Origin of the sequence: Tundrisphaera macrotermitis, assembly GCF_051175315.1 — a bacterium.
Classification (GTDB): Bacteria; Planctomycetota; Planctomycetia; order Isosphaerales; family Isosphaeraceae; genus Tundrisphaera.
Window position 1 is genome coordinate 3,085,349 of the sequence record NZ_CP195100.1, and the last position, 19,189, is coordinate 3,104,537.

Sequence of the window (19,189 nt, forward strand, 5' to 3'; positions counted from 1 at the left end):
TCCCCACCCCGGAGAGGCCGCGCCATGAGCCCCGAAGATGCCCTGACCGTCTCGATCGCCGACGTCCCCGGCGACATCGACAAGTCGATCACCCGCGCCCTGTCCGACATCACGCTCGACGACTTCAAGGACAAGGTCGTGGCGATCAAGCCCAACGACACGACGGCCACGAAGTCCGACAAGACCGCCTGCACCCAAGCTGATTCGCTTCGGGCGACGATCCGCCACATCAAGACCCTGCACCCCCGCAAGATCATCGTGTCCGGCGGCGCCGGGGCGATGGAGACGGAGGAGGTGTTCAAGGTCCTGGGTTTCATGGAGGTGATCGAGGAGGAGGGGGTCGAGTGGTTCGACCACAACAAGGCCCCGTTCGTCGGCGTCGACCTCCCGTTCGGGCCGCAGCGGCGGGTGATGGTCAACCCGCGCGTGCTCGAATACGAGAAGCTGGTCTCGCTGGCCCAGCTCAAGGTCCACCAGACGGCGACCGTGACCCTGGCGATCAAGAATATCGCCATGAGCTACCCGGCCGCCGACTTCTACGGCCACCCCCGCGTGAGCCAGAAGCTCCACCCGCACAACATCCTGGACGACAAGCAGGCGTTCCTGGTGGGGATGCTCATGCGTTTTCCGATCGATCTGTCGATCGTGGTCGGGCATCCGGCGATGATCGGCAAGGGGCCGGTCGGCGGCAAGGCGATCGAGACCGGCATCACCATTGCAGGACGCGACGCCGTGGCCGTGGACACGGTCGGGGCCTACCTGCTCGGTTTCGAGACGCTGGCCGTCCAGCACCTCCACCAGGCGGCGAAGCTGGGCCTGGGCATCCCGTATGCAGGGTCGGAGCAGGCCACCAAGCCGGGGGTCCTCCGGTTCAAGGGCGTGTCCGTCGAGGCGGCCGTGAAGTCGTTCCGCAAGTCGGCGTATGGCGAGGCGTTCTGATCCAAGACCGGCGAAAGCCAGGGGGCAGGCACCATGAATCCGATGATCCAGCACCAGATGCAGGACCAGCTCCAGACCGCGCCCGGATTCCATGACCGCGAAGGGGGGACGGCCGCCACGGCCATCGCCGACGACATCGCCTACCTGCGGACGGCGATCGTCAACGTGGTCCTGGTCGGGCCGCCCGAGGCCGGGGATCGGGGCTGGGTCCTGGTCGACGCCGGGATGCCGCTCTCGGAGACCTCGATCGTCGAGGCGGCCGAGGACCGATTCGGGGCGTATGCCCGGCCCTCGGCCATCGTCCTGACCCACGGCCATTTCGATCATATCGGCGTGCTCCGGTCGCTGGCCGAGCGGTGGGACGTGCCGATCTATGCCCACGAGCTGGAGTTGCCCTACATCACCGGCCGGTCGGCCTACCCGCCGCCCGACACGACCGTGGGGGGCGGGATGTTCTCGGCCCTGTCGTGGATGTTCCCGCCCGGCCCGATCGACGTCGGTGACCGGGCCCGCGCCCTGCCCGCCGACGGTTCCGTGCCGGGCCTGCCGGGCTGGCGGTGGGTCCACACGCCGGGGCACACCCACGGCCACGTCGCGCTGTTCCGCGACTCCGACCGGGCCCTGATCGCCGGCGATGCCTTCGTCACGACCCGGCAGGAATCGGTCCTGGCCGTGATCGAGCAGCGCAAGGAGATCCACGGCCCGCCGATGTACTACACCAGCGACTTCGGCCTGGCCCGCCGGTCGGTGGAGGCCCTGGCCAACCTGCGGCCCGCCCTGGCGATCACCGGCCACGGCCGGCCGATGGCCGGGGCCGAACTCGACGCCGCCCTGGCCACCCTGGTCCGCGACTTCGACCGGATCGCCGTCCCGCACGGCGGCCGATATGCCCGCGACCCGGCCCGGGCCGATGCCTCGGGCGTGACCTACATCCCGCCCGACGTGCCGCACCCGGCGCGCAGCCTGCTTCTCTGCCTGGGGTTGGGGCTGGTCGTGGGCGTTGTCGCGGCCCGATCCTTCGACGACCGCGACTGATCGCGAGACTCGCGTGCACGCCCGGCCCCGAACCCTCGGGCGCGGCCGCCGGCAGGGACGGCGTCTCAGGTTGGGGCGTGCACGCCGCGGCTTGCGTACTGGACGACCCGGGGGTCGGTCGGGTCGAGGGCGAGCAGGTCGGCGTGCTCGCGGAGGAGCTGGCCGGCCAGCTCGCCATCCCCGCGTTCCAGGGCATCGACGATCGGGACGTGGGTCTCGGCGATCGGGATCAGGGCGTCGCCGACGTGCTCGATGCCGAGCCGGGTCCGGGCCTCCAGGAGGAGCGAATCCCAGGTGCGCAGCAGGACCTCATTGCCGGCGGCCAGCATGATGAAGCGGTGGAAATCCTCGTTGTGCCGGGCATAGTCGTCGAGCCGGCCCTCGCGGGCGGCGACGATCAAGGCATCGGTCATCTCGCGGAGCGCCCCGACGTTGCCCGCCAAGGAAGGGGCGGAGAGCGTTGCGGCCTCGGCTTCCAGGTGCCCCCGGACCCAGGCGGCCTCCACCATCTCCTCGCGGCTCACGGCCCGGACCCGCGAGCCCCGGTAACGCTCGGTGGAGACCAGCCGCATCCCTTCCAACTCGCGGAGGGCCTCGCGCACGGGCCCCTGGCTGGTGCCGAACTCCTTGGCGAGCTTCAGCTCCAGGAGGCGGTCGCCGGGGGCATAGGTGCCGTCGGTGATCCTCTGGACCAGGGCGCGGCGGATCGTCACCCTCGTGCAGTCGCGGGAGATGTCGCTCGCCGAGGCATGGCAGTCGTCGCCCGGGGCCGAGTCCGATTCCATCGCAGCCATGGGTGACCAGCTTTCTGGAGGTCGCGGGCCTCGATCGCGGCGGCCCGGGGCTCAGGGGGGGGACAGGGCCGCATCCAGGGTGGCGACGTGGCCGGCGCGGAGGTCAGCCTTGCCGAAGCCGGGGAGGGCGCCGAGGGCCTGGGCCTCGGCCTGGGCCTCCGGGAAGTTGCTGACCAGCATGACGGGCACGTCCGCCAGATCCGGGTCGGCCTTCAGGGCGCGGATCACGTCCACGCCGGGCGAGCCGTCGCGGTCGAGCTGGCGATTGATCAGGATCAGGTCGAAGCCGCCGCCCTTGGCCGCCTTCAGGGCCTCGGCGGCCGACTGGGCCCGGGCCACCTCCGCACCATAGGCGGCGGACAGGTGGCGGGAGATCGAGCCGTGATCGTAGGAGCACTGGCCGACGTCGAGGATGCGGGGCTTGGCCATCGCTTCTTCACTCCGGGGGGCTGGTCGACCGGGACGGGGCTCGGTTCGCGCGGGATCGGGAGGCGTCAGGATTCCGCCGCAATCGGCGTGCCCTGCGCCGAGACCATCTGCCACCGGCCGTCCTGCTCGACGTAGACGTGGACGTAGCGGCTCTTGATCTGATAGGTGGCGTCTCCCAGCCAGCCGACGATGTCGGTCCGGCCCGAGACGATCGCCGTGGCGCCGTGGCGGCGTTCCTTGACCTCCGCGGGCTCGAAGGCCTCGAACCGGAGCAGCCCCCCGCCCACCGCCGCGATCAGGTCGCCGCGCGGGACCTCCCCGCCGCGCATCACGTCGACGAGGACGAAGTCCGGGCTCAGCAACCGGTCCAGCGTGTTCGCGTCGCCACCGATCAGGGCCGCGAAGAACTCCCGATCCGCCACCAACGCTCCCGATTCTTCTGCCATCGTCGATCTCCCCCGACCGCGTCTCTCGTACGGTCGATTTTATGCAATGCCCCCCGAATCCGGCAAATCTCGGCCGACGATACGGCCCGCCCTCGCGGCCCGGGGCGGGGCCGCGAGGGGGGCGTGGGCATCGTGGCCACTCCGACGCCGCTCAGGCGCCGAACTTCTGGAGCCGGTTGGCGTGGGCGAGCGCCAGCGGCATGATCTGCTTGGCGAGGATCTGGCCCAGGCCCCCCTGGAGGCAGGGACGCTCGCCGAAGGTCGTCACCAGGTCGGGTCGCCCGGTGGCCGGGGCCCACAGCAGGAGCGGAACCGGGTGGAAGCTGTGCGACTTCATCCGGCTGGGGGTGGAGTGGTCGCCGGTGACGATCAGGACGTCGGGGTTCAGCCCCATGAGCTTGGGAAGTTCGGCGTCCAGGGCCTCGATCATCTCCACCTTCTTGGCGAAGTTGCCGTCCTCGCCGGTGCTATCCGTGTACTTGTAGTGGATGAAGAAGAAGTCGTACTTCGCCCACTCCTGCTTGGCCACCTCGAACTGGTCGGCCAGGGTCTTTCCCGGCTCGACCACCGTCATCCCGACCAGGCGGGCCAGGCCGCGATACATCGGGTAGACGGCGATGGCCGCCGACTTGAGGCCGTAGGCCTCCTCCATGGTCGCGATCTGCGGGAACTTGGCGAAGCCCCGGAGCATCAAGAAATTGGCCGGGGTCTCGTCCTTCAAGATTTCCTTGGCCTGGCGGAGGAACTCGGAGGCGATCTTGGCCGTCCGCTCCGAGCCGGCGTCGCCCGCCTGGGGCTCCAGGGTGTGGAGGCCGGTCGACAGGGGGTCGGTGTCGGCGACGTTGTCGCCCAGCCCCTCGCCCCGGAACCGGACCACGAGGCGATACTCGCGGACGGCCTCGACCAGGGTCTCGACGCCGTCGATCTTCACCCCGGCGCGGAGCTTCTCGACCAGCTTCTCGCAGACCTCGGTGGGGATCCGCCCGGCGCGGCGGTCGGTGACGCGGCCCTCGGCGTCGATCGTGCAGAAGTTGCCCCGGATCGCCACGTCCTTCGGGCCGACCTCGACGCCGATGCCCAGCGCCTCCAGCACCCCGCGGCCGATGTCGTTCTCCAGCGGGTCGAACCCGAACAGGCCGAGGTGGCCCGGCCCGGAGCCGGGGGTGATGCCGGGGGCGACCGGCGTGCTGAGGCCCACGGTCCCCTCGGTGGCGAGCCGGTCCAGATTCGGGGTTTTGGCCGTCTCCAGCTCGGTCTTCCCGCCCGGCTCGATCGGCAGCCCGCCGAGGCCGTCGGCCACCAGCATCACGATCTTGGTTGAGTTGGTCTCTCGGAGCTGGCGGAGCAGGTCATGCATCGACATTGCGGGGCGGTTCCCAGGAGAGTGCAAGGGGCGCGACGCGCGCTCGCGCCGGCGCCATTCTCCCCTTTGCCTAACCGATCGCGCCCCCCGGACGCAAGCCCGGTCCGCTCAAGGGGCGGGCGGGGCCGGCTCCGGCAGGGCATCCCGCAGCCGCAGGGCCTCGTCGCGATCCCCGCCGGGGACCTCGGACAGCCAGGTGTAGAACCGCCGGGACCGGGCCATGTCCCCCTTCGCGGCGGACTGCTCGGCGTCGGCCTTCAGGGACGGGGCGGGCAGGGCCCCCGGCAGGACGCGGGCCTTGTCGCGGGCCGTGCGGATCTCCTCCGCATTCAGCCCCGTGCCGGTGGTCCCCGAGGCCAGGAGGTTGAACGTGTCCTGGCGATGGGCCAGGCCGAGGGCGTGGCCCAACTCGTGGGCGGTGACCCGGGGCAAGGGCTCGTCGATCCCCCCCTCGACCTTCCGCAGCCGCGCCGTGTCCTTGACGAAGGCCGTGCGATTGCCGAGGTAAACCCCGTTGGCCTCGAACTCATGGACATAGTAGACGTCGATCCCGCCCGGTCCGCGGCTCTCGGCCGGGACCAGCTGGCGGAGCAGTCCCAGGGGGGCGGGTCGCCCGGCGGCCTCCTCGTCGGCCTCCCGGGCCTTGCGGAAGGCGTCCTGCCGCGCGGCGGGCTCGCGGATCAGCGCCTCCAGGCCCCAGTGGATCCCGGCCGGTTGCCAGATGCCGTTGACCTTGCCCAGCACGCGATGGATGTCGGCGTCCTCCAGCCGGCAGTCGACCTCGGGCAGGTCGGTCGCCGACAGCAGGTGGACCCGGATCGGGATCACCACGAATTCGGCGAACGGCGGCGGGGTCGGCGTATCCTCGCCCCGGGCCGCCCCGACGCTCGCGAGGAAGCCGGCGAAAGCCAACCGGACGATGCGACGCATGAATGCGATCCCTTTGATGATGGCCTGACTCGACACGCCCGCCGGGCACGCTCGCCCATTGCACCACCCGGGTTGACCGCCCGCAATGACCGATCGTCGCGGGCGGTTCGGCCAGGATCAGGTCAGGGCCTCCCCGATGGCAGTGCCGGCCGGGAGGACCTGGTAGTCGATCGGCTTGAACGAGTAGTTGTTCGACATCTCGGCCGAGCACGCCGTCAGCCCCACGATCAGGTCCATCTCGGCGCGGAGGGTGATCGACTGGCCGGCCTTCGAGGTCGGCGGGCCGATCTTCAATTCGCCGGTAGGCAGGACCTCGACATTCATGAAGATGTTGAAGGTCGTGGGGATCTCGTCGGGCTCGATGCCGAACGGGGCGAGGTTCTGGACGAGGTTGCCGAAGCAACTGGGGTGGTCGCCCTGGTGGTCGTAGATGATCCGGAACGTCTCGATGCTGCACGGGGTCAGCAGGAAGTCGTGGCGTCCGACCTCATCTTCCAGGATCGTGAACATCGGCCGGCTCCGGTTGGAGTAGAGCAGGTGGCCGGTGGTCAGGTAGATCGAGTTGGCGTAGTCCATGCTCCGGCCCGACGAGAGCCATTCGCGCTTGTCGTCGCGGGCGAAGGCCACGAGGTCGGAGACCTGCTCGCCGTGGGGGTCGATCACCCGGAGGCGTTGCCCCTTCTCCAGCAGGAAACCCGCCCCGGTTTGGGGCGGCATGCGATGGGTGGCGACGTCGCTCGATTCGTTCATGATTCGGACCTCAGGACCGCGTGGAAGGGGCAGCCGGACGCCCCGGCCGGGGCATCGTGATGTGCGGTCGGGTGGAACGGGGGGTGCCAGTCGGCCTCGACGGCGCGGCCCGAATACTGGCGGGCCTCGGTGGCGGTGCCGTAATCGGCCAGGTTCGGGTTGAGCGACCCTTGCAGGTGCTCCTCCCGCGTCCGGATGACCTCCTGTAGCCGCTCCCAGCGCCCGTCCTCCTTGAGGTGCTGGAACTGGGCGTGGGGGTTGAACACCAGGGTCGGCCAGATGAACCGGCGCGCCTCGCGCGAGCTGTGGGGATGGAGCCCGACGATGAAGAAGGCCATCTCCGCGAAGCTGAAGCCGAAGTGCGGGCTCTCCGGGTCCTGGCTCACGCTCGGGTCCCAGCGGTGGAGCGGGGCGTCGAGTTCGTTGAGCCGGCGGAGCTGGTCCCAGAGCATCCTTTCGAACGCCTCCTCGTCCACGTCCATCGGCCCGCGGAACATGGCGACGAACGTCCGGAACTCGTGCGGGTCGGCGCCCTCGGACTCGCGGGCGAAGGTATAGAGGTCGCGAGCCAGGCCGGCGGTCGCCCCGTCGCCGGCCAGCTGGTCGTACACGCCGAGCCGGTAGGTTTCGTGCATCACCGCGCTCTTGGCGCCGACGCACGAGAAGTCCGGGTTGAGCACGAAGCCCCGGAACGCCCCCACGGCGGCCGACGCGAACAGGTCGGGGGTGGAGCCGGGGCGGGAGAGGAGGACGGCCCGACCGCCCTTCGTCCCGTAGTACTGGCTGTTCCGGAGGGCGATCTCGCTATCGAAGGGGTTATCCACGCCGGCGGCGGCGTGGGGACAGGTCGGGGCCGTTGCCGGCGAGGCGACAGAAATGGTCATGAAAGATCCTGCAAGAAGGCGACCGCATCGAGGGCGGGCGGCAAGGCCCGCACCCGATCGCACGGCGGACTCGTGGGCGGAAGTCCGGGGACGGTCGGGGCAGGGATGAAGCAAATGGCATGCCTTCTAGGGTACGGGCGTCGACCCGGTCGCGACGGTCCTGCCGAATCGCGGGGCGGGAGTTCCCCGGGCGGCCGGGGGTTGATAAATTCGATGGGCCCGCCCGAGGGCCATCCGGCCCGGATCGCACCACCGCAAGGACAGCCCGACATGCGACTCGTTCGCCCGAAATATTCGATCATCCTGCTCCTGGTCGCGGCATGGGCAGCGCCCACCGCCTCCGGGGCCGACGACGCCGGCGTCGTCCCATCCGACGCCCGGGGCCTCCCGCTCAACCTCGACTTCGAGGCCGGCTCGCTGAAGGACTGGACGGCCGAGGGGCCGGCCTTCGCGGGCTCGCTGGTGGAAGGGGACGCGGTCGCCAAACGCCGGTCCGACATGAAGAGCGGCCACGCCGGCAAGTTCTGGGTCGGATCCTATGAGAAGGGGGGCGATGTCCCCCACGGCACGCTCACCTCGGCCCCGTTCCCGGTGGCGAAGCCGTTCGCCAGCTTCCTGGTCGGCGGCGGCGATTTCCCGGAGACCCGCGTCGAGCTGGTCCTGCGCGACGGCGGCCGGGTGATCGCCAAGGCGTCGGGCGAGAAGAACGAGGGGATGACCCGGGTGGCGTTCGACCTCACCCCGCACCTGGGCAGGGAGATCTTCATCCGGCTGGTGGACGAGCATTCGGGCGGCTGGGGCCACGTCAATTTCGATGATTTCCGGCTCCACGACACGAAGCCCGCCGTCCCCGCCCGCAAGGCGCCGGACGCCTTCGCCCATGCCGGGCTGCCGCCCGCCGAGTCGGCCGCCGCGATGACCGTGCCCGAGGGCTTCAAGGTCACTCTGTTCGCCGGAGAGCCGGACGTCCACCAGCCGATCGGCTTCGCCATCGACGACCGGGGCCGGCTCTGGGTGGCCGAGGATTATTCGTACCCGGTCCGCGTCCCCGAGGATCAGGCCCGCGACCAGATCCTGATCTTCGAGGATACGGACAACGACGGCAAGTTCGACACCCGCAAGGTCTTCGCCGACAAGCTCAACCTCGTCAGCGGCATCGAACTCGGATTCGGCGGCGTCTTCGTGGGGGCGGCCCCGAACCTCCTGTTCATCCCGGACAAGGACGGCGACGACCGCCCCGACGGCCCCCCGGAGATCCTCCTGGATGGCTGGGGCTATGAGGATACCCACGAGACCCTGAACAGCTTCGCCTGGGGCCCCGACGGCTGGCTCTACGGCTGCCACGGCGTGTTCACCCACTCGCGGGTCGGCAAGCCCGGCACGCCCGACGCCGAAAGGACGCCGATCAACGCCGGGATCTGGCGCTATCACCCGACCCGCCGCGAGTTCGAGGTCTTCGCCCACGGCACCAGCAACCCCTGGGGCATCGCCTTCGACCCGCACGGCCAGGCGGTCGAGACCGCGTGCGTGATCCCGCACCTCTACCACATGATCCAGGGCGGCCGGTATGAGCGTCAGGCCGGCCCGCACTTCAACCCCTACACCTATGACGACATCAAGACCATCGCCGACCACCGCCACTACCTGGGCGGGAACCCCCACGCCGGCAACGGCGTGTCGGGCGACGCCGGCGGCGGCCACGCCCACGCCGGGGCGATGATCTACCAGGGCGGATCCTGGCCCGCGCCCTATGCCGGCTCCCTGTTCATGAACAACATCCACGGCGCCCGGATCAACCGCGACGTCCTCACGCCCAGGGGCTCCGGCTTCGTCGGCTCGCACGCCCCGGACTTCCTCCTGACCAACGATGCCTGGTCGCAGATCATCAGCCTCAAGTACGGCCCGGACGGCCAGGTCTACTTCATCGACTGGTACGACCGCCAGCAGTGCCACCACAAGGATCTCAACATCCACGACCGCTCCAACGGCCGGATCTACAAGGTCAGCTACGAGCCGGATGGCAAGAAGCCGACCCGGCCGATCGCCGACGTCGCGAAGCTGACCGACGATGAGTTGATGAATCTGGTCTCGGCCCCCAATGAGTGGTACGCAGCCCACGCCCGCCGGGTCCTGATGGAACGGGCCCAGGGTGGGAAGCAGCTCGACCATAAACGTCTACGGTGGGCGTTCGTGGACATCAACAACTACGCTTTGAACAAAGAGGTCGAGCGTCTTCGAGCCCTCTGGGCCTTCCACGCAATCGGGAAGATCGACGAACCGGATTGGGGCTGGGGCGATCCGAGTCCATACGTCCGTGCCTGGAAGATCCAACTAATCTTCGAGCAACGTGTCGTTAACCCTAGTCGATGGGACAACCTCGTATCTCTGGCGAAGTCCGATCTGTCGCCGGTGGTCCGGCTCGCCCTCGCATCGGCCATGCAGCGCCGTCTCGAATTCCCCACCGACCGGCATCGCGAGGCCGATGCGAAGCGATGGGATGTCATCGCCGCGTTGGCCGATCACGCCGAGGACGCCGACGACCACAATCTGCCCCTGATGGTCTGGTATGCCGCCGAGCCCCTGGCGGCTCAGGATCCGTCGCGGGCGCTCAAGCTGGCCGCCGGGTCGAAGCTGCCCACGCTGCTGCCGTTCATGGTCCGGCGGGTCGCGGCGATCGGCACGCCCGAATCCCTGGCCCTTTTGATCGACGCGATCGGTCAGGCACCCACGGCCGAAGCCCGGCGCACGATCCTGGCCGGGGTGGTCGAGGCCCTGAAGGGCCGCCGCACCGTGGATCGCCCAGCCAACTGGGACGAGATCTACGCCAAGCTCGTCGAGGACAAGGACCCCGAGGTCCGGTCGCGGGCGACCTCGCTGGCGGTGTCGTTCGGCGACGCCTCGGCCATGGAGCAGATGCGCACCGTCCTGGTCGACGCCTCGGCCGACCTCCCGCGGCGCCGCGACGCCCTGGCCTCGCTGCTCAAGGCGAAGGACGCCAAACTCGCCCCGGCCCTGCGGGCCTTGCTGGCCGAGCCGGCGCTCCGGGGCGAGGCCCTGCGGGGGCTGGCCGCCGCCGACGACCCCGCCACCCCGGCCGCCATCCTGCGGATCTACCCCACGCTGCCCCCCAACGAGCGCCGCGACGCCCTGAACACTCTGGCGGCCCGGAGCAACTCGGCCCGGGCCCTGCTGGCGGCCGTGGCTTCGGGCACGGTCGGCCGCGCCGAGTTGTCGGCCGACCTGCTCCGGCAGGTCCGCAACCTCAAGGACCCCGAGATCGACGCCGAGGTCGGCCGCGTCTGGGGGGCGGTCCGCGAGACCTCGCAGGACCGCGCCAAGATGATCGCCGATGCCCGGAAGCGGTTCGCCGCCAAGCCGGCGAAGGCCCCGGACCCGATCCTCGGCCGCGCCGTGTTCGCCAAGACCTGCCAGCAGTGCCACAACCTGTTCGGCACCGGCGGGGCGGTCGGCCCCGAACTGACTGGGTCGAACCGGGCCGACCTCGACTATGTTTTGGCCAACGTCTATGACCCCTCGGCGCTGATCGGCAAGGACTACCTGGCCCACGTCGTGGCCACCACCGACGGCCGCATCCTCACCGGGATCGTCCGGGCCGAGGACAAGGATGCCCTCACCCTGGTCACGGCCAACGAGACCGTGATCCTGCCCAAAAACGAGGTCGAGGACCGCAAGCCGAGCGAGGCGTCGATGATGCCCGAAGGACTTTGGGACCCGCTCGACGACCACGAGATCCGCTCGTTGCTCGCCTACCTGGCCAGCCCGGCCCAGGTGCCGATGCTCGCCACCCCAGAGAACGCCGCCGGCTTCTTCAACGGCCGCGACCTCGCCGGCTGGGACGGCGACCCCACCCTCTGGTCGGTGAAGGATGGCGAGATCGTGGGCCGGACGGAGAAGGGGATCGGCCACAACAGCTTCCTCCGCTCCGACCTCGCCGCCGCCGACTTCCGCCTCACCCTCGACATCAAGCTCGTCGGCGACCAGGGCAACAGCGGCATTCAGTTCCGCAGCGAACCCCTGCCCAGGGGCGAAATGAAGGGCTACCAGGCCGACGCCGGCCCCGGCTGGTGGGGCAAGCTCTACGAGGAGGAAGGCCGGGGCATCCTCCGCGAGCCCTCGGGCCCGGTCGCCCTCAACTCGGGCGACTGGAACACCTATGAGATCCTCGCCGTCGGCCCGAAGATCGAAACGCGGATCAATGGGCAGGTGGCGATCACCATCGAAGACCCGGCCGGGGCCCGGCGGGGGATTTTTGGGCTCCAGCTCCACGCGGGCGGGCCGACCGAGGTCCGATTCCGCAACCTCAAGCTCGAACTCAACCCCAGGCCCTGACCCGGCCCCTCACCACGCGATCCGGTCGAACTCGGCCCGCAACCGGCCGGCTCGCGTGGGGTTGAGGGTCGCGACGTGGGCGATCCGCCCGAGCAGGTGCGCCCGGAAGTCCGTATGACCCACGCGGTCCTGGCCCCCCGGCCCGTGGCGGGCGCAGTTGTGCAGGATCGCCTTGAGGGCGTCGAACTCGTCGCGAGCGACGTTCGGCCTTTCGTTGATCACCGCCCCGGCCAGTTGCTGCCGCACGCCGGGGCGCATGATCCTCGTCTTCTCCGGATGGACCGCGAACCCTTCCTCCAGGGCGATCGCGTGGGCCCGGACGGCGAACCGGCCGACGCCCCGGGCGAACTCGGGGCCGCCCGAGAAGGCCAGGTCGTCGGCATAGCGGGTGTAGGCCGCCCCGTGCGACGCGGCGAAGGCGGACAGTCGCAGGTCGAGCCGGAACGCGCAGAGGTTGGCCAGGGCCGGCGAGGTCGGTGCCCCCTGGGGCAGGTGGGCCACCTGGAACTGCTTCCGCGCCCGCCACGCCTCCGGGCTCGACCCGGCGACGGAGGCCGGGGCATCGGCCCGCCGCCACACCCCCGACGGCACGCGGTTGCAGCACAACCCGGCCAGGCTTTGGGCCACGGCCTCGGGATAGCCGGCCACCCGGAACAGGGCCGCCACCCGCGCCGAGGTGATCGACGGGAAGAAGTCCCGGAGATCCAGCTTCAGCACCGCCGACCGCCCGGCATGGGGCGCCACGAACGAGCCCACCGACCGCCCGGGCCGGAAGCCGTGGGCGGCGTCGTGGGGCGGGATCGGGCCGATGATCTCGCGGAGCAGACGCCTCTGGATCTGCTTCAACCGGGGCCGGGGGGCCTCGACCAGGCGGGCCGACCCGTTCCGCTTCGCCACCCAACGATAGTCGTAGTGGCACAACGGCCCGTCCGCGACCCGATCCAGCCGCCCCCGCAGGTCGGCGAACCAGTCCAGCTCGGCCGGCTCGACCCCGACCCGCGCCGCCAGCGCGGCGAGGGTTACGATCGCCGGCACCTTCCACGACGACGGCACGCCCGGCGACGGGCTCATCACCGGGGGCGGTCGGGGCCCGACGACCAGCTCGACCGGCGTCTCGGCCCACGCTTCGCCGAATCCCGGATCATCGACCAGGAACAGGAAGACTCGTCGCGCCCTCGGCCTCGCCCCCGGGAACGCGGCCAGCACGCGGTCGGCCAGCCCCGGCAGCCAGTCCGGGCTGTGGCCCAGCACCATCGACCCGCGCTCGATCATCCCCTCGGCGGTCCAGGGCCCTTCGCCAAACGCCTCCGCAAGCAGGGCGGCGGCCCTTCGCTCGGTGGTGGTCATGGTGGATCTGATGGCGGCGGGACGCCCCAACCCCACTGGTCCGGCGTGAGCACTACTGCGACGGAGGCGCAGCGACGCTCACGCGACGTCAAGTCCTCGGTCAACGCATCCCCCGGGGTAACCCCGGAGAGGCGAATCCGACCGTCCGAAACGGCCCGATCCCGCCTGCTTGGCGCGTTCCCGCCGCCGGACTGACCCTAAAGAACTCCTGAACCTTTGTCAAGGCATTCGAGGTCGAGCCCGATCAGCGTTCTTCCAGCCGGACGTGGCTGACCTTGTTGTCCTGGAGCCACTGGAGGAACAGCTCCTGCTCCTCGGACAGCTCGACCTCGGTCATCGAGTCGGTATCCAGCGGGGAGACCAGGAGGAAGACCCCTTCGTCGGCCCAGGTGGCCACTTCCTTCGGCTCGAAGAAGAAATCCAGCTCGCCGAGCGGGGGGAGGCCGGGGGTGTCCCGGGGGGTCATGAAGTAGACGAGCTGGTTGCGGAGCCTCTCCGTGATCGGTCGCGCGGGGACCTCGGGGCGGTCGATCGGGACGAGGGTGAGACGAGCCATCGGTCGGGCCTGGCCTTTCGCGGGGTGGGGGCGCCATGGCAGATGGCGTCAACCGGGCGAACGTAACGCGCCCCGGAGCCCGCCGTCAATTCAATCGGGGCGCGGCGCCTTGTCGCCGGGGCGGGCCCGCTTTACTCTGGGGGCCGTGGGAGGACGGGAGGAACGGGATGGATTTCCAACGTGGGAAGGCCGTGATGATGGAATTCGCGGGACGTCGATGGATGCTCGCCCTGGGGCTCGTGACCCTCGCCGCTTTGGCCGCGGGGGGGGCGAGTGCGGATGAGGACGTCCGACTGGCCGATTATTATGGGTTCCTCCCCGTCGAGGTGTACAAGCTCGACAACCGGATCAGCAACATCCTGACCGCCGACCTCGACGGCGACAAGGTGGCCGACGTCGCCGTCAGCAACAACGCCCGTTCGCGGATCGACCTGCTTTTGAGCACCCGCAAGCCCGGCGACGACGACGCCGGGGGGGCCAAGAAGGAAGTCAACGACATCGTCGGTGATCGCCGGATGCGGCTGGTCAGCATCCCGGTCAACAAGGAGGTCGTCAGCCTCCAGGCCGGGGACCTCGACGGCGACGGCAAGGCGGACCTCGTCTACTACGGGACGCCGGCCGGGATCGAGATCCTCTCCAACCGGGGGGGCGGCAAGTTCTCCGACCCCCGCAAGCTCCAGGTGGGCGAGGCCGTCGAGAGCGCCGGGGCGCTGGCGGTGGCCGACCTCGACGGCGACGGTCGCGACGACATCGCCCTGCTGACCCGCGAGGAGATCATCGTCTTCCGTCAGCGGGAGAAGGGGAAGCTCGGCGATCCGGAGCGCTGGCCGCACACCCTGGACAATCCCCGGATGGTGAAGGCCGTCGACATGGACGGCGACGGGAAGCTCGACCTGGCGATGCTCGACGGCGGCCAGGACGACCCGATCCGGGTCCGGTTCGCCACCGGCGAGGGGCGGTACGGCCCCGAGGAGCGCTTCGAGGTCGAGCCGCTCCGCGCCTACGCCTTCGGGCAGGTCGACGGCAAGCCCGGCGACGAGCTGGTGACCATCGAGCAGCAATCGGGCCGGGCCCGGGTCGCCACGCTCGCCGAGCAGGACGACGAGTCGGAAGTCCGCGGCCGGCTCAGCTTCACCCCGCTGCCCCCGGGCGCCGGCCTGGGGCGGTCGCTCGACCTGGGCGACCTCGACGGCGACGGCAAGATCGACGTCGTGGCCACCGACCCGGCCCGCGCCCAGCTCGTCCTGTACCGGCAGTCCGGCACGTCGGGGCTCGGGCAGGCCCGCACCTTCCCGGGCCTGGCCGGCGGGGGCCCGGTCCGCCTGGCCGACTTCGACGGCGACGGCAAGGCCGAGGTCATCGTCCTGTCGGAGAAGGAGCGGCAGATCGGCCGGAGCGTCCTGATCGACGATCGCCTGACCTTCCCGGTCCCGCTGCCCATCGTCGGCGAGCCGGTGACCCTGGCGGCGGCCGACCTCGACGGCGACAAGACCCCGGAGATCCTCTACGTCACCCGCGAGAAGACCGAGAACTCGACCGCCGACTCGTTCGCCCTCCGTGCCCTGGCCCGGGGCAAGGACAAGTCCGCCCCGTTCGCGCCGTACCGCTGGGGCCAGGCCGACATCGTCCCGCTCAAGGGGATCAACGGCGTGCCCCCCGAGATCTCGGTCATCGACGCCAATCGCGACGGCCGGGCCGACGTCCTGGTCTTCAACGCCTACGGCCCGCCGGTCCTCCTGCTCGGCCGCGCCGGTGACATCCCGACGCCCCCGGCCGAGGGCCTCGGCCCCCTGGCCGGCGCCTCGCCGGGCGGCCTGACCATGGCCGACCTCGGCGGCCCGGCCCTGCTGGTCGCCCAGCAGGCCAGCGCCCGCGACCTCCTGCTCGACGCCGACGGCCACTGGGTCGTCAAGGACCAGTTCGACGCCGGGCGGTCCTCGGCCCAGGTCGAGGGCGTGGCCGCGCTCGACTTCGACGGCGACGGCGTCAAGGAAGTCGTCCTCCTGGATCGGGCCGACAAGAAGCTGGTGATCCTGGCCCGCAAGGGCGGGACCTACGTCCCGAGCGGCACGCTCTCGGTCGGGCCGTTCGACGACTTCCGGGGGATGCGCGTGGCCGACCTCGACGGCGACGGCCGCGACGACCTCCTGCTGGCCGGCACGTCCCGATTCGGCGTGGTCCTGGCCGGCAAGAAGGGCCGACGCCTGAAGGTGATCGCCAGCTACGAGCCGGAACGCGAGGATGCCCGGCTCGGCGACCTGATCGTGGGCGACCTCAACAACGACGGCAAGCCCGACATCGCCCTGACCGACATCGCCGAGCACTTCGTCGAGATCGCAACCTACGCCGGCAAGCCCGACATGGCCCGCGCCCTCGCCTTCAAGGTGTTCGAGCGCAAGGGCCGCCGCTCGGTCGCCGACATGATCGAGCCCCGCGACCTCACCCTCGGCGACGTCGACGGCGACGGCCGCACCGACCTGATCCTGCTGGTCCACGACCGCATCCTGATCTATCGCCAGGATCCGGGCCAGGACAGGGACAAGGGCATCATCAAGGCCGCCGAAGGCCAGTAAACCCCTCACCCCTCGTCCACCTCCCGAAGCGGCCGGGGCCTCCTCGCCCCGGCCGCTTCGTTTTCCCCTCGATCGAAGCGGGCCGAAATTCCCGGCCGGATCGGCTTGACGGGCCGGGCGGTGCCGCTACATTTGAATCATCAAATTTGGGAAACCAAACCGGAGGGGCGACTGGCATGGGACGGCCGGCGGCGAAGGATCTCACGGAAAGGGAGCTGGAGGTGATGCACGCCTTCTGGTCCCGGGGCGAGGCGACGGCGGCGGAGGCCCGCGACCGCCTGGCGGAGTCGGGGCTGGATCGGACCTATGCGACGATCGCCAACCTGGTCCGGGGCCTCCACGAACGGGGCTTCTTACGCCAGGTCAACGCCGACCGCCCGTTCGTCTACCAGGCCGAGCGCACGTACGAAGACGTCTCGGGACGTCTGCTGGGCGACCTGGTCCAGCGGGTGTTCCGGGGATCGCGGTCGCAGCTCCTCTGCCGGCTGGTCGAGGGGCGGAAATTGACCGACGAGGAACGGGCCATCCTGGAGCGGGTCCTGGAGGAGTCGGGCCGATGAATCACGCCGGCCTGACTTTGGCCTGGCTGGCCATCCAGGACGGATTCGTCCTGGCGCCGGCCCTGGCCGTCCATGCGTGGGCCTCGCGCCGCGGCCCCGCGGCCGGGGCGTGGGTCGCCTCCCTCAGCCTGGCGCTGGTGCTGGCCCTGGGGATGTCGGCGTTCTGGCCCCGGTCGGGGCGGCCGGCCGGGCCGATCCGGGCCCCGCTTTCGACCCCGATCGCGGTCGCGGCCGGCCGCCCGGCGTCCCCCGTCGCGACGGATCCGTCCCGCTCCGGCCCCACCCTCGGCGGCTGGTCGGCGCTGCGATCGGCCTGGGCCCGGGCGGGCCGGGGCGTCGCCGCGCCGGCGGCTCAGTGGCGACCCTGGGGCCGGGCGGTGGCCTGGGTCGCCGGCCCTTTGATCGGGTTCGGCCTGATCCGGCTCGCGCTCGGCATGGTCTCGCTCGCCGTTTGCTTGCGGAGGGCCCGGCCCGTCGATGATCCGGGCCTGGCGACGCTCCTCGGCGAACTCCGCTATTCGATGGGTTGCCGACGGCCCGTGCGACTGCGGGAGGTCGACGACGTGGGATCCCCGGCCACCGCCGGCTGGCGGAGGCCGACGATCCTGCTGCCGCCCGACTGGCGCGACTGGGACGCGTCGGAGCGGCGTGCGGTCCTGGCCCACGAACTGGCCCACATCATCCGGGGCGACTACGCGGCGGGCCTGCTGGCCCGGCTGGCGGTGGCGCTCCATGCCTTCCACCCGATGGTCCGGGCGATGGCGTCCCGCCTGCTGCTCCAGCAGGAGATGGCGGCCGATGCGCTCGGGGCGCAGTTCTCAGGCGGGAGGACCGACTACCTGGTCGCCCTCGCGCGGCTGGCGTTGCGGCAGGATGGACGGGCCCCGGTCGGACCGGCGAGGGCGTTCCTCCCCGGCCGAGGGGCCCTGATCAGGAGGATCGCGATGTTGCGTGACGAATCCCCGGCGAAGCCCGCCGATCGGCCGTGGTCCCCGGCCCGGAAAGGGCTGATCTCCCTGGCCCTCCTGGGCACGACGGTCGCCGTCGCCTCGTTCCGCCCCCCGGCCCTGGCCGAGGACGCCCCGGCCCCGGCCCGCCCGGCCGCCACGCTCCTGGCCCCGGTCTGCTTCGGCGACAACATGGACGGCGTGCTCACGTTCCGGCCGGCGGCGGCGTTCCGCCATCCCGGCCTGGAACGGATCGCCGCCGACCTCGACGCCTACGCCGATAAGGAACTGATCCAGGAACTGGTCCGCATGCTCCGCGTCGACCCTACTCGCTCGGGCTTCCTCCGGATCAGCGTCCGGGACATCGAGTGGATCTCGGTCGGGATCGGGCTCGATCTGGGCGGCCACAAATCGGAGGACAAGCTCCATCGGCTCACGGTGGGCGGCACCGCGATCCGTCTGGTCTCCCCGTTCGATTGGTTGGCTTACCTGCGCCAGTGGCGGCTGGAACTCACCGAGGCCGGGGCGCCGGGCCAGCGTCTCTACCGGGTCGGCTTCGACGGCCGCCCGGTCCCGTCCGAGAGCGGGGGTGTCTGCTTCGCCCACCTGCCCGACGACCGGACCTTGATGCTGGGGTCGGAGGCCGAGATCCGGGCGACGATCGCTCGGGGGCCCGCGACGCCGCCCCTCATCGACCAGGCCGACTGGGCCCGCGCCAGCCGGGGGCTGATGGGCCTGACCCTGGCGAATCCCGGCGGGGCGATGGTGAAACGATTCGACCTGGGCAGGCCCGACGACGCCGTGTTCCTTTCGCTGTTCCGTGGCGTCGAGCGCTGGACGCTCGGCGTCGAGGATGCCGAGCCGATCCAGTCGTGGGGCTCGGCCGCATGCGTCGATGATGCGGTCGGCTCTGCGATCGCCGCCGTACTCCGGTCCTACTGGGCGACGAATCGTGCCTACCCCAAGGAGGATGGGCTCGGCAAGGATCTCCCGGTGGAACCCGAGGATCTTTTCCTGGTCCTTTGCCGGCGGATGATCGATCGCGGGGTGATCACGCAGGAAGGCCGCTCGGTTCTTGCGAAGTTCGGGCCGGCGCTGACGAACGCGGAATTCGCCGAGGTCATCGCACGCTATCTCCTGGATGTCGTGCGGTGACGGCCGCCGGGAAGGGCCTCCAATCGATGGCCTTCGGGCGACGAAAATGGCTGTCGACAAAATCCCGGTAATGCCGATACTCACCCCGTTCGCGCGCTCGTAAGGGACGGGGTGGAGGACGGGGATGCCGG

15 protein-coding genes are annotated in these 19,189 nt (G+C 70.5%); 6 read left to right on the top strand and 9 right to left on the bottom strand.

Annotated features, from left to right (window positions below; all coding sequences use genetic code 11):
- Positions 1-24 precede the first annotated feature (24 nt).
- Positions 25-939, top strand: a complete 915-nt coding sequence (locus TA3x_RS12390) for a DUF362 domain-containing protein (protein WP_435021632.1) — start codon at positions 25-27, stop codon at positions 937-939.
- Positions 940-981: 42 nt separating this feature from the next.
- Positions 982-1,974, top strand: a complete 993-nt coding sequence (locus TA3x_RS12395) for an MBL fold metallo-hydrolase (protein ID WP_435022352.1) — start codon at positions 982-984, stop codon at positions 1,972-1,974.
- A 65-nt stretch (positions 1,975-2,039) separates the two neighbouring features.
- Here TA3x_RS12395 and TA3x_RS12400 read toward each other — a convergent pair whose 3' ends face one another.
- From TA3x_RS12400 to gntA, 7 genes are all read right to left on the bottom strand, one after another.
- Entirely contained in the window at positions 2,040-2,768 is a 729-nt protein-coding gene (locus tag TA3x_RS12400; RefSeq protein ID WP_435021634.1) for a GntR family transcriptional regulator, read from the bottom strand.
- 51 nt (positions 2,769-2,819) lie between these two features.
- Positions 2,820-3,197, bottom strand: coding sequence for a response regulator (locus TA3x_RS12405; RefSeq protein WP_435021636.1), 378 nt, complete (start codon positions 3,195-3,197; stop codon positions 2,820-2,822).
- 65 nt (positions 3,198-3,262) lie between these two features.
- Complete coding sequence (locus TA3x_RS12410) at positions 3,263-3,643, bottom strand: nuclear transport factor 2 family protein (RefSeq protein ID WP_435021638.1); 381 nt, start codon at positions 3,641-3,643, stop codon at positions 3,263-3,265.
- 151 nt (positions 3,644-3,794) lie between these two features.
- Complete coding sequence (locus tag TA3x_RS12415; protein WP_435021640.1) at positions 3,795-5,006, bottom strand: 2,3-bisphosphoglycerate-independent phosphoglycerate mutase; 1,212 nt, start codon at positions 5,004-5,006, stop codon at positions 3,795-3,797.
- 108 nt (positions 5,007-5,114) lie between these two features.
- The gene (locus TA3x_RS12420) at positions 5,115-5,936 is read right to left on the bottom strand and encodes a Matrixin (protein WP_435021642.1); all 822 of its coding nucleotides are present in this window, start codon (positions 5,934-5,936) and stop codon (positions 5,115-5,117) included.
- 117 nt (positions 5,937-6,053) lie between these two features.
- Entirely contained in the window at positions 6,054-6,686 is a 633-nt protein-coding gene (locus tag TA3x_RS12425) for a DUF1989 domain-containing protein (RefSeq protein ID WP_435021644.1), read from the bottom strand.
- The gene (gntA, locus tag TA3x_RS12430) at positions 6,683-7,570 is read right to left on the bottom strand and encodes a guanitoxin biosynthesis heme-dependent pre-guanitoxin N-hydroxylase GntA (RefSeq protein ID WP_435021646.1); all 888 of its coding nucleotides are present in this window, start codon (positions 7,568-7,570) and stop codon (positions 6,683-6,685) included. The genes TA3x_RS12425 and gntA overlap by 4 nt, the downstream gene beginning before the upstream one ends.
- Before the next feature lie 270 nt (positions 7,571-7,840).
- On the opposite strand from gntA, the gene TA3x_RS12435 reads away from it, so the two are divergent.
- Positions 7,841-11,920, top strand: a complete 4,080-nt coding sequence (locus tag TA3x_RS12435) for a PVC-type heme-binding CxxCH protein (protein WP_435021648.1) — start codon at positions 7,841-7,843, stop codon at positions 11,918-11,920.
- 9 nt (positions 11,921-11,929) lie between these two features.
- On the opposite strand, the gene TA3x_RS12440 is transcribed toward TA3x_RS12435, so the two are convergent.
- A complete protein-coding gene (locus TA3x_RS12440; RefSeq protein ID WP_435021650.1) occupies positions 11,930-13,267 on the bottom strand; it encodes a reverse transcriptase family protein in 1,338 nt (445 codons plus the stop codon).
- A 244-nt stretch (positions 13,268-13,511) separates the two neighbouring features.
- The gene (locus TA3x_RS12445) at positions 13,512-13,823 is read right to left on the bottom strand and encodes a hypothetical protein (protein WP_435021652.1); all 312 of its coding nucleotides are present in this window, start codon (positions 13,821-13,823) and stop codon (positions 13,512-13,514) included.
- 167 nt (positions 13,824-13,990) lie between these two features.
- On the opposite strand from TA3x_RS12445, the gene TA3x_RS12450 reads away from it, so the two are divergent.
- From TA3x_RS12450 to TA3x_RS12460, 3 genes are all read left to right on the top strand, one after another.
- Positions 13,991-16,396, top strand: coding sequence for an FG-GAP repeat domain-containing protein (locus TA3x_RS12450; RefSeq protein ID WP_435021654.1), 2,406 nt, complete (start codon positions 13,991-13,993; stop codon positions 16,394-16,396).
- 176 nt (positions 16,397-16,572) lie between these two features.
- Positions 16,573-16,956, top strand: coding sequence for a BlaI/MecI/CopY family transcriptional regulator (locus TA3x_RS12455; RefSeq protein ID WP_435021656.1), 384 nt, complete (start codon positions 16,573-16,575; stop codon positions 16,954-16,956).
- Entirely contained in the window at positions 16,953-19,058 is a 2,106-nt protein-coding gene (locus TA3x_RS12460; RefSeq protein WP_435021658.1) for a M56 family metallopeptidase, read from the top strand. Before TA3x_RS12455 ends, TA3x_RS12460 begins: the two co-directional genes overlap by 4 nt.
- Positions 19,059-19,189 lie beyond the last annotated feature (131 nt).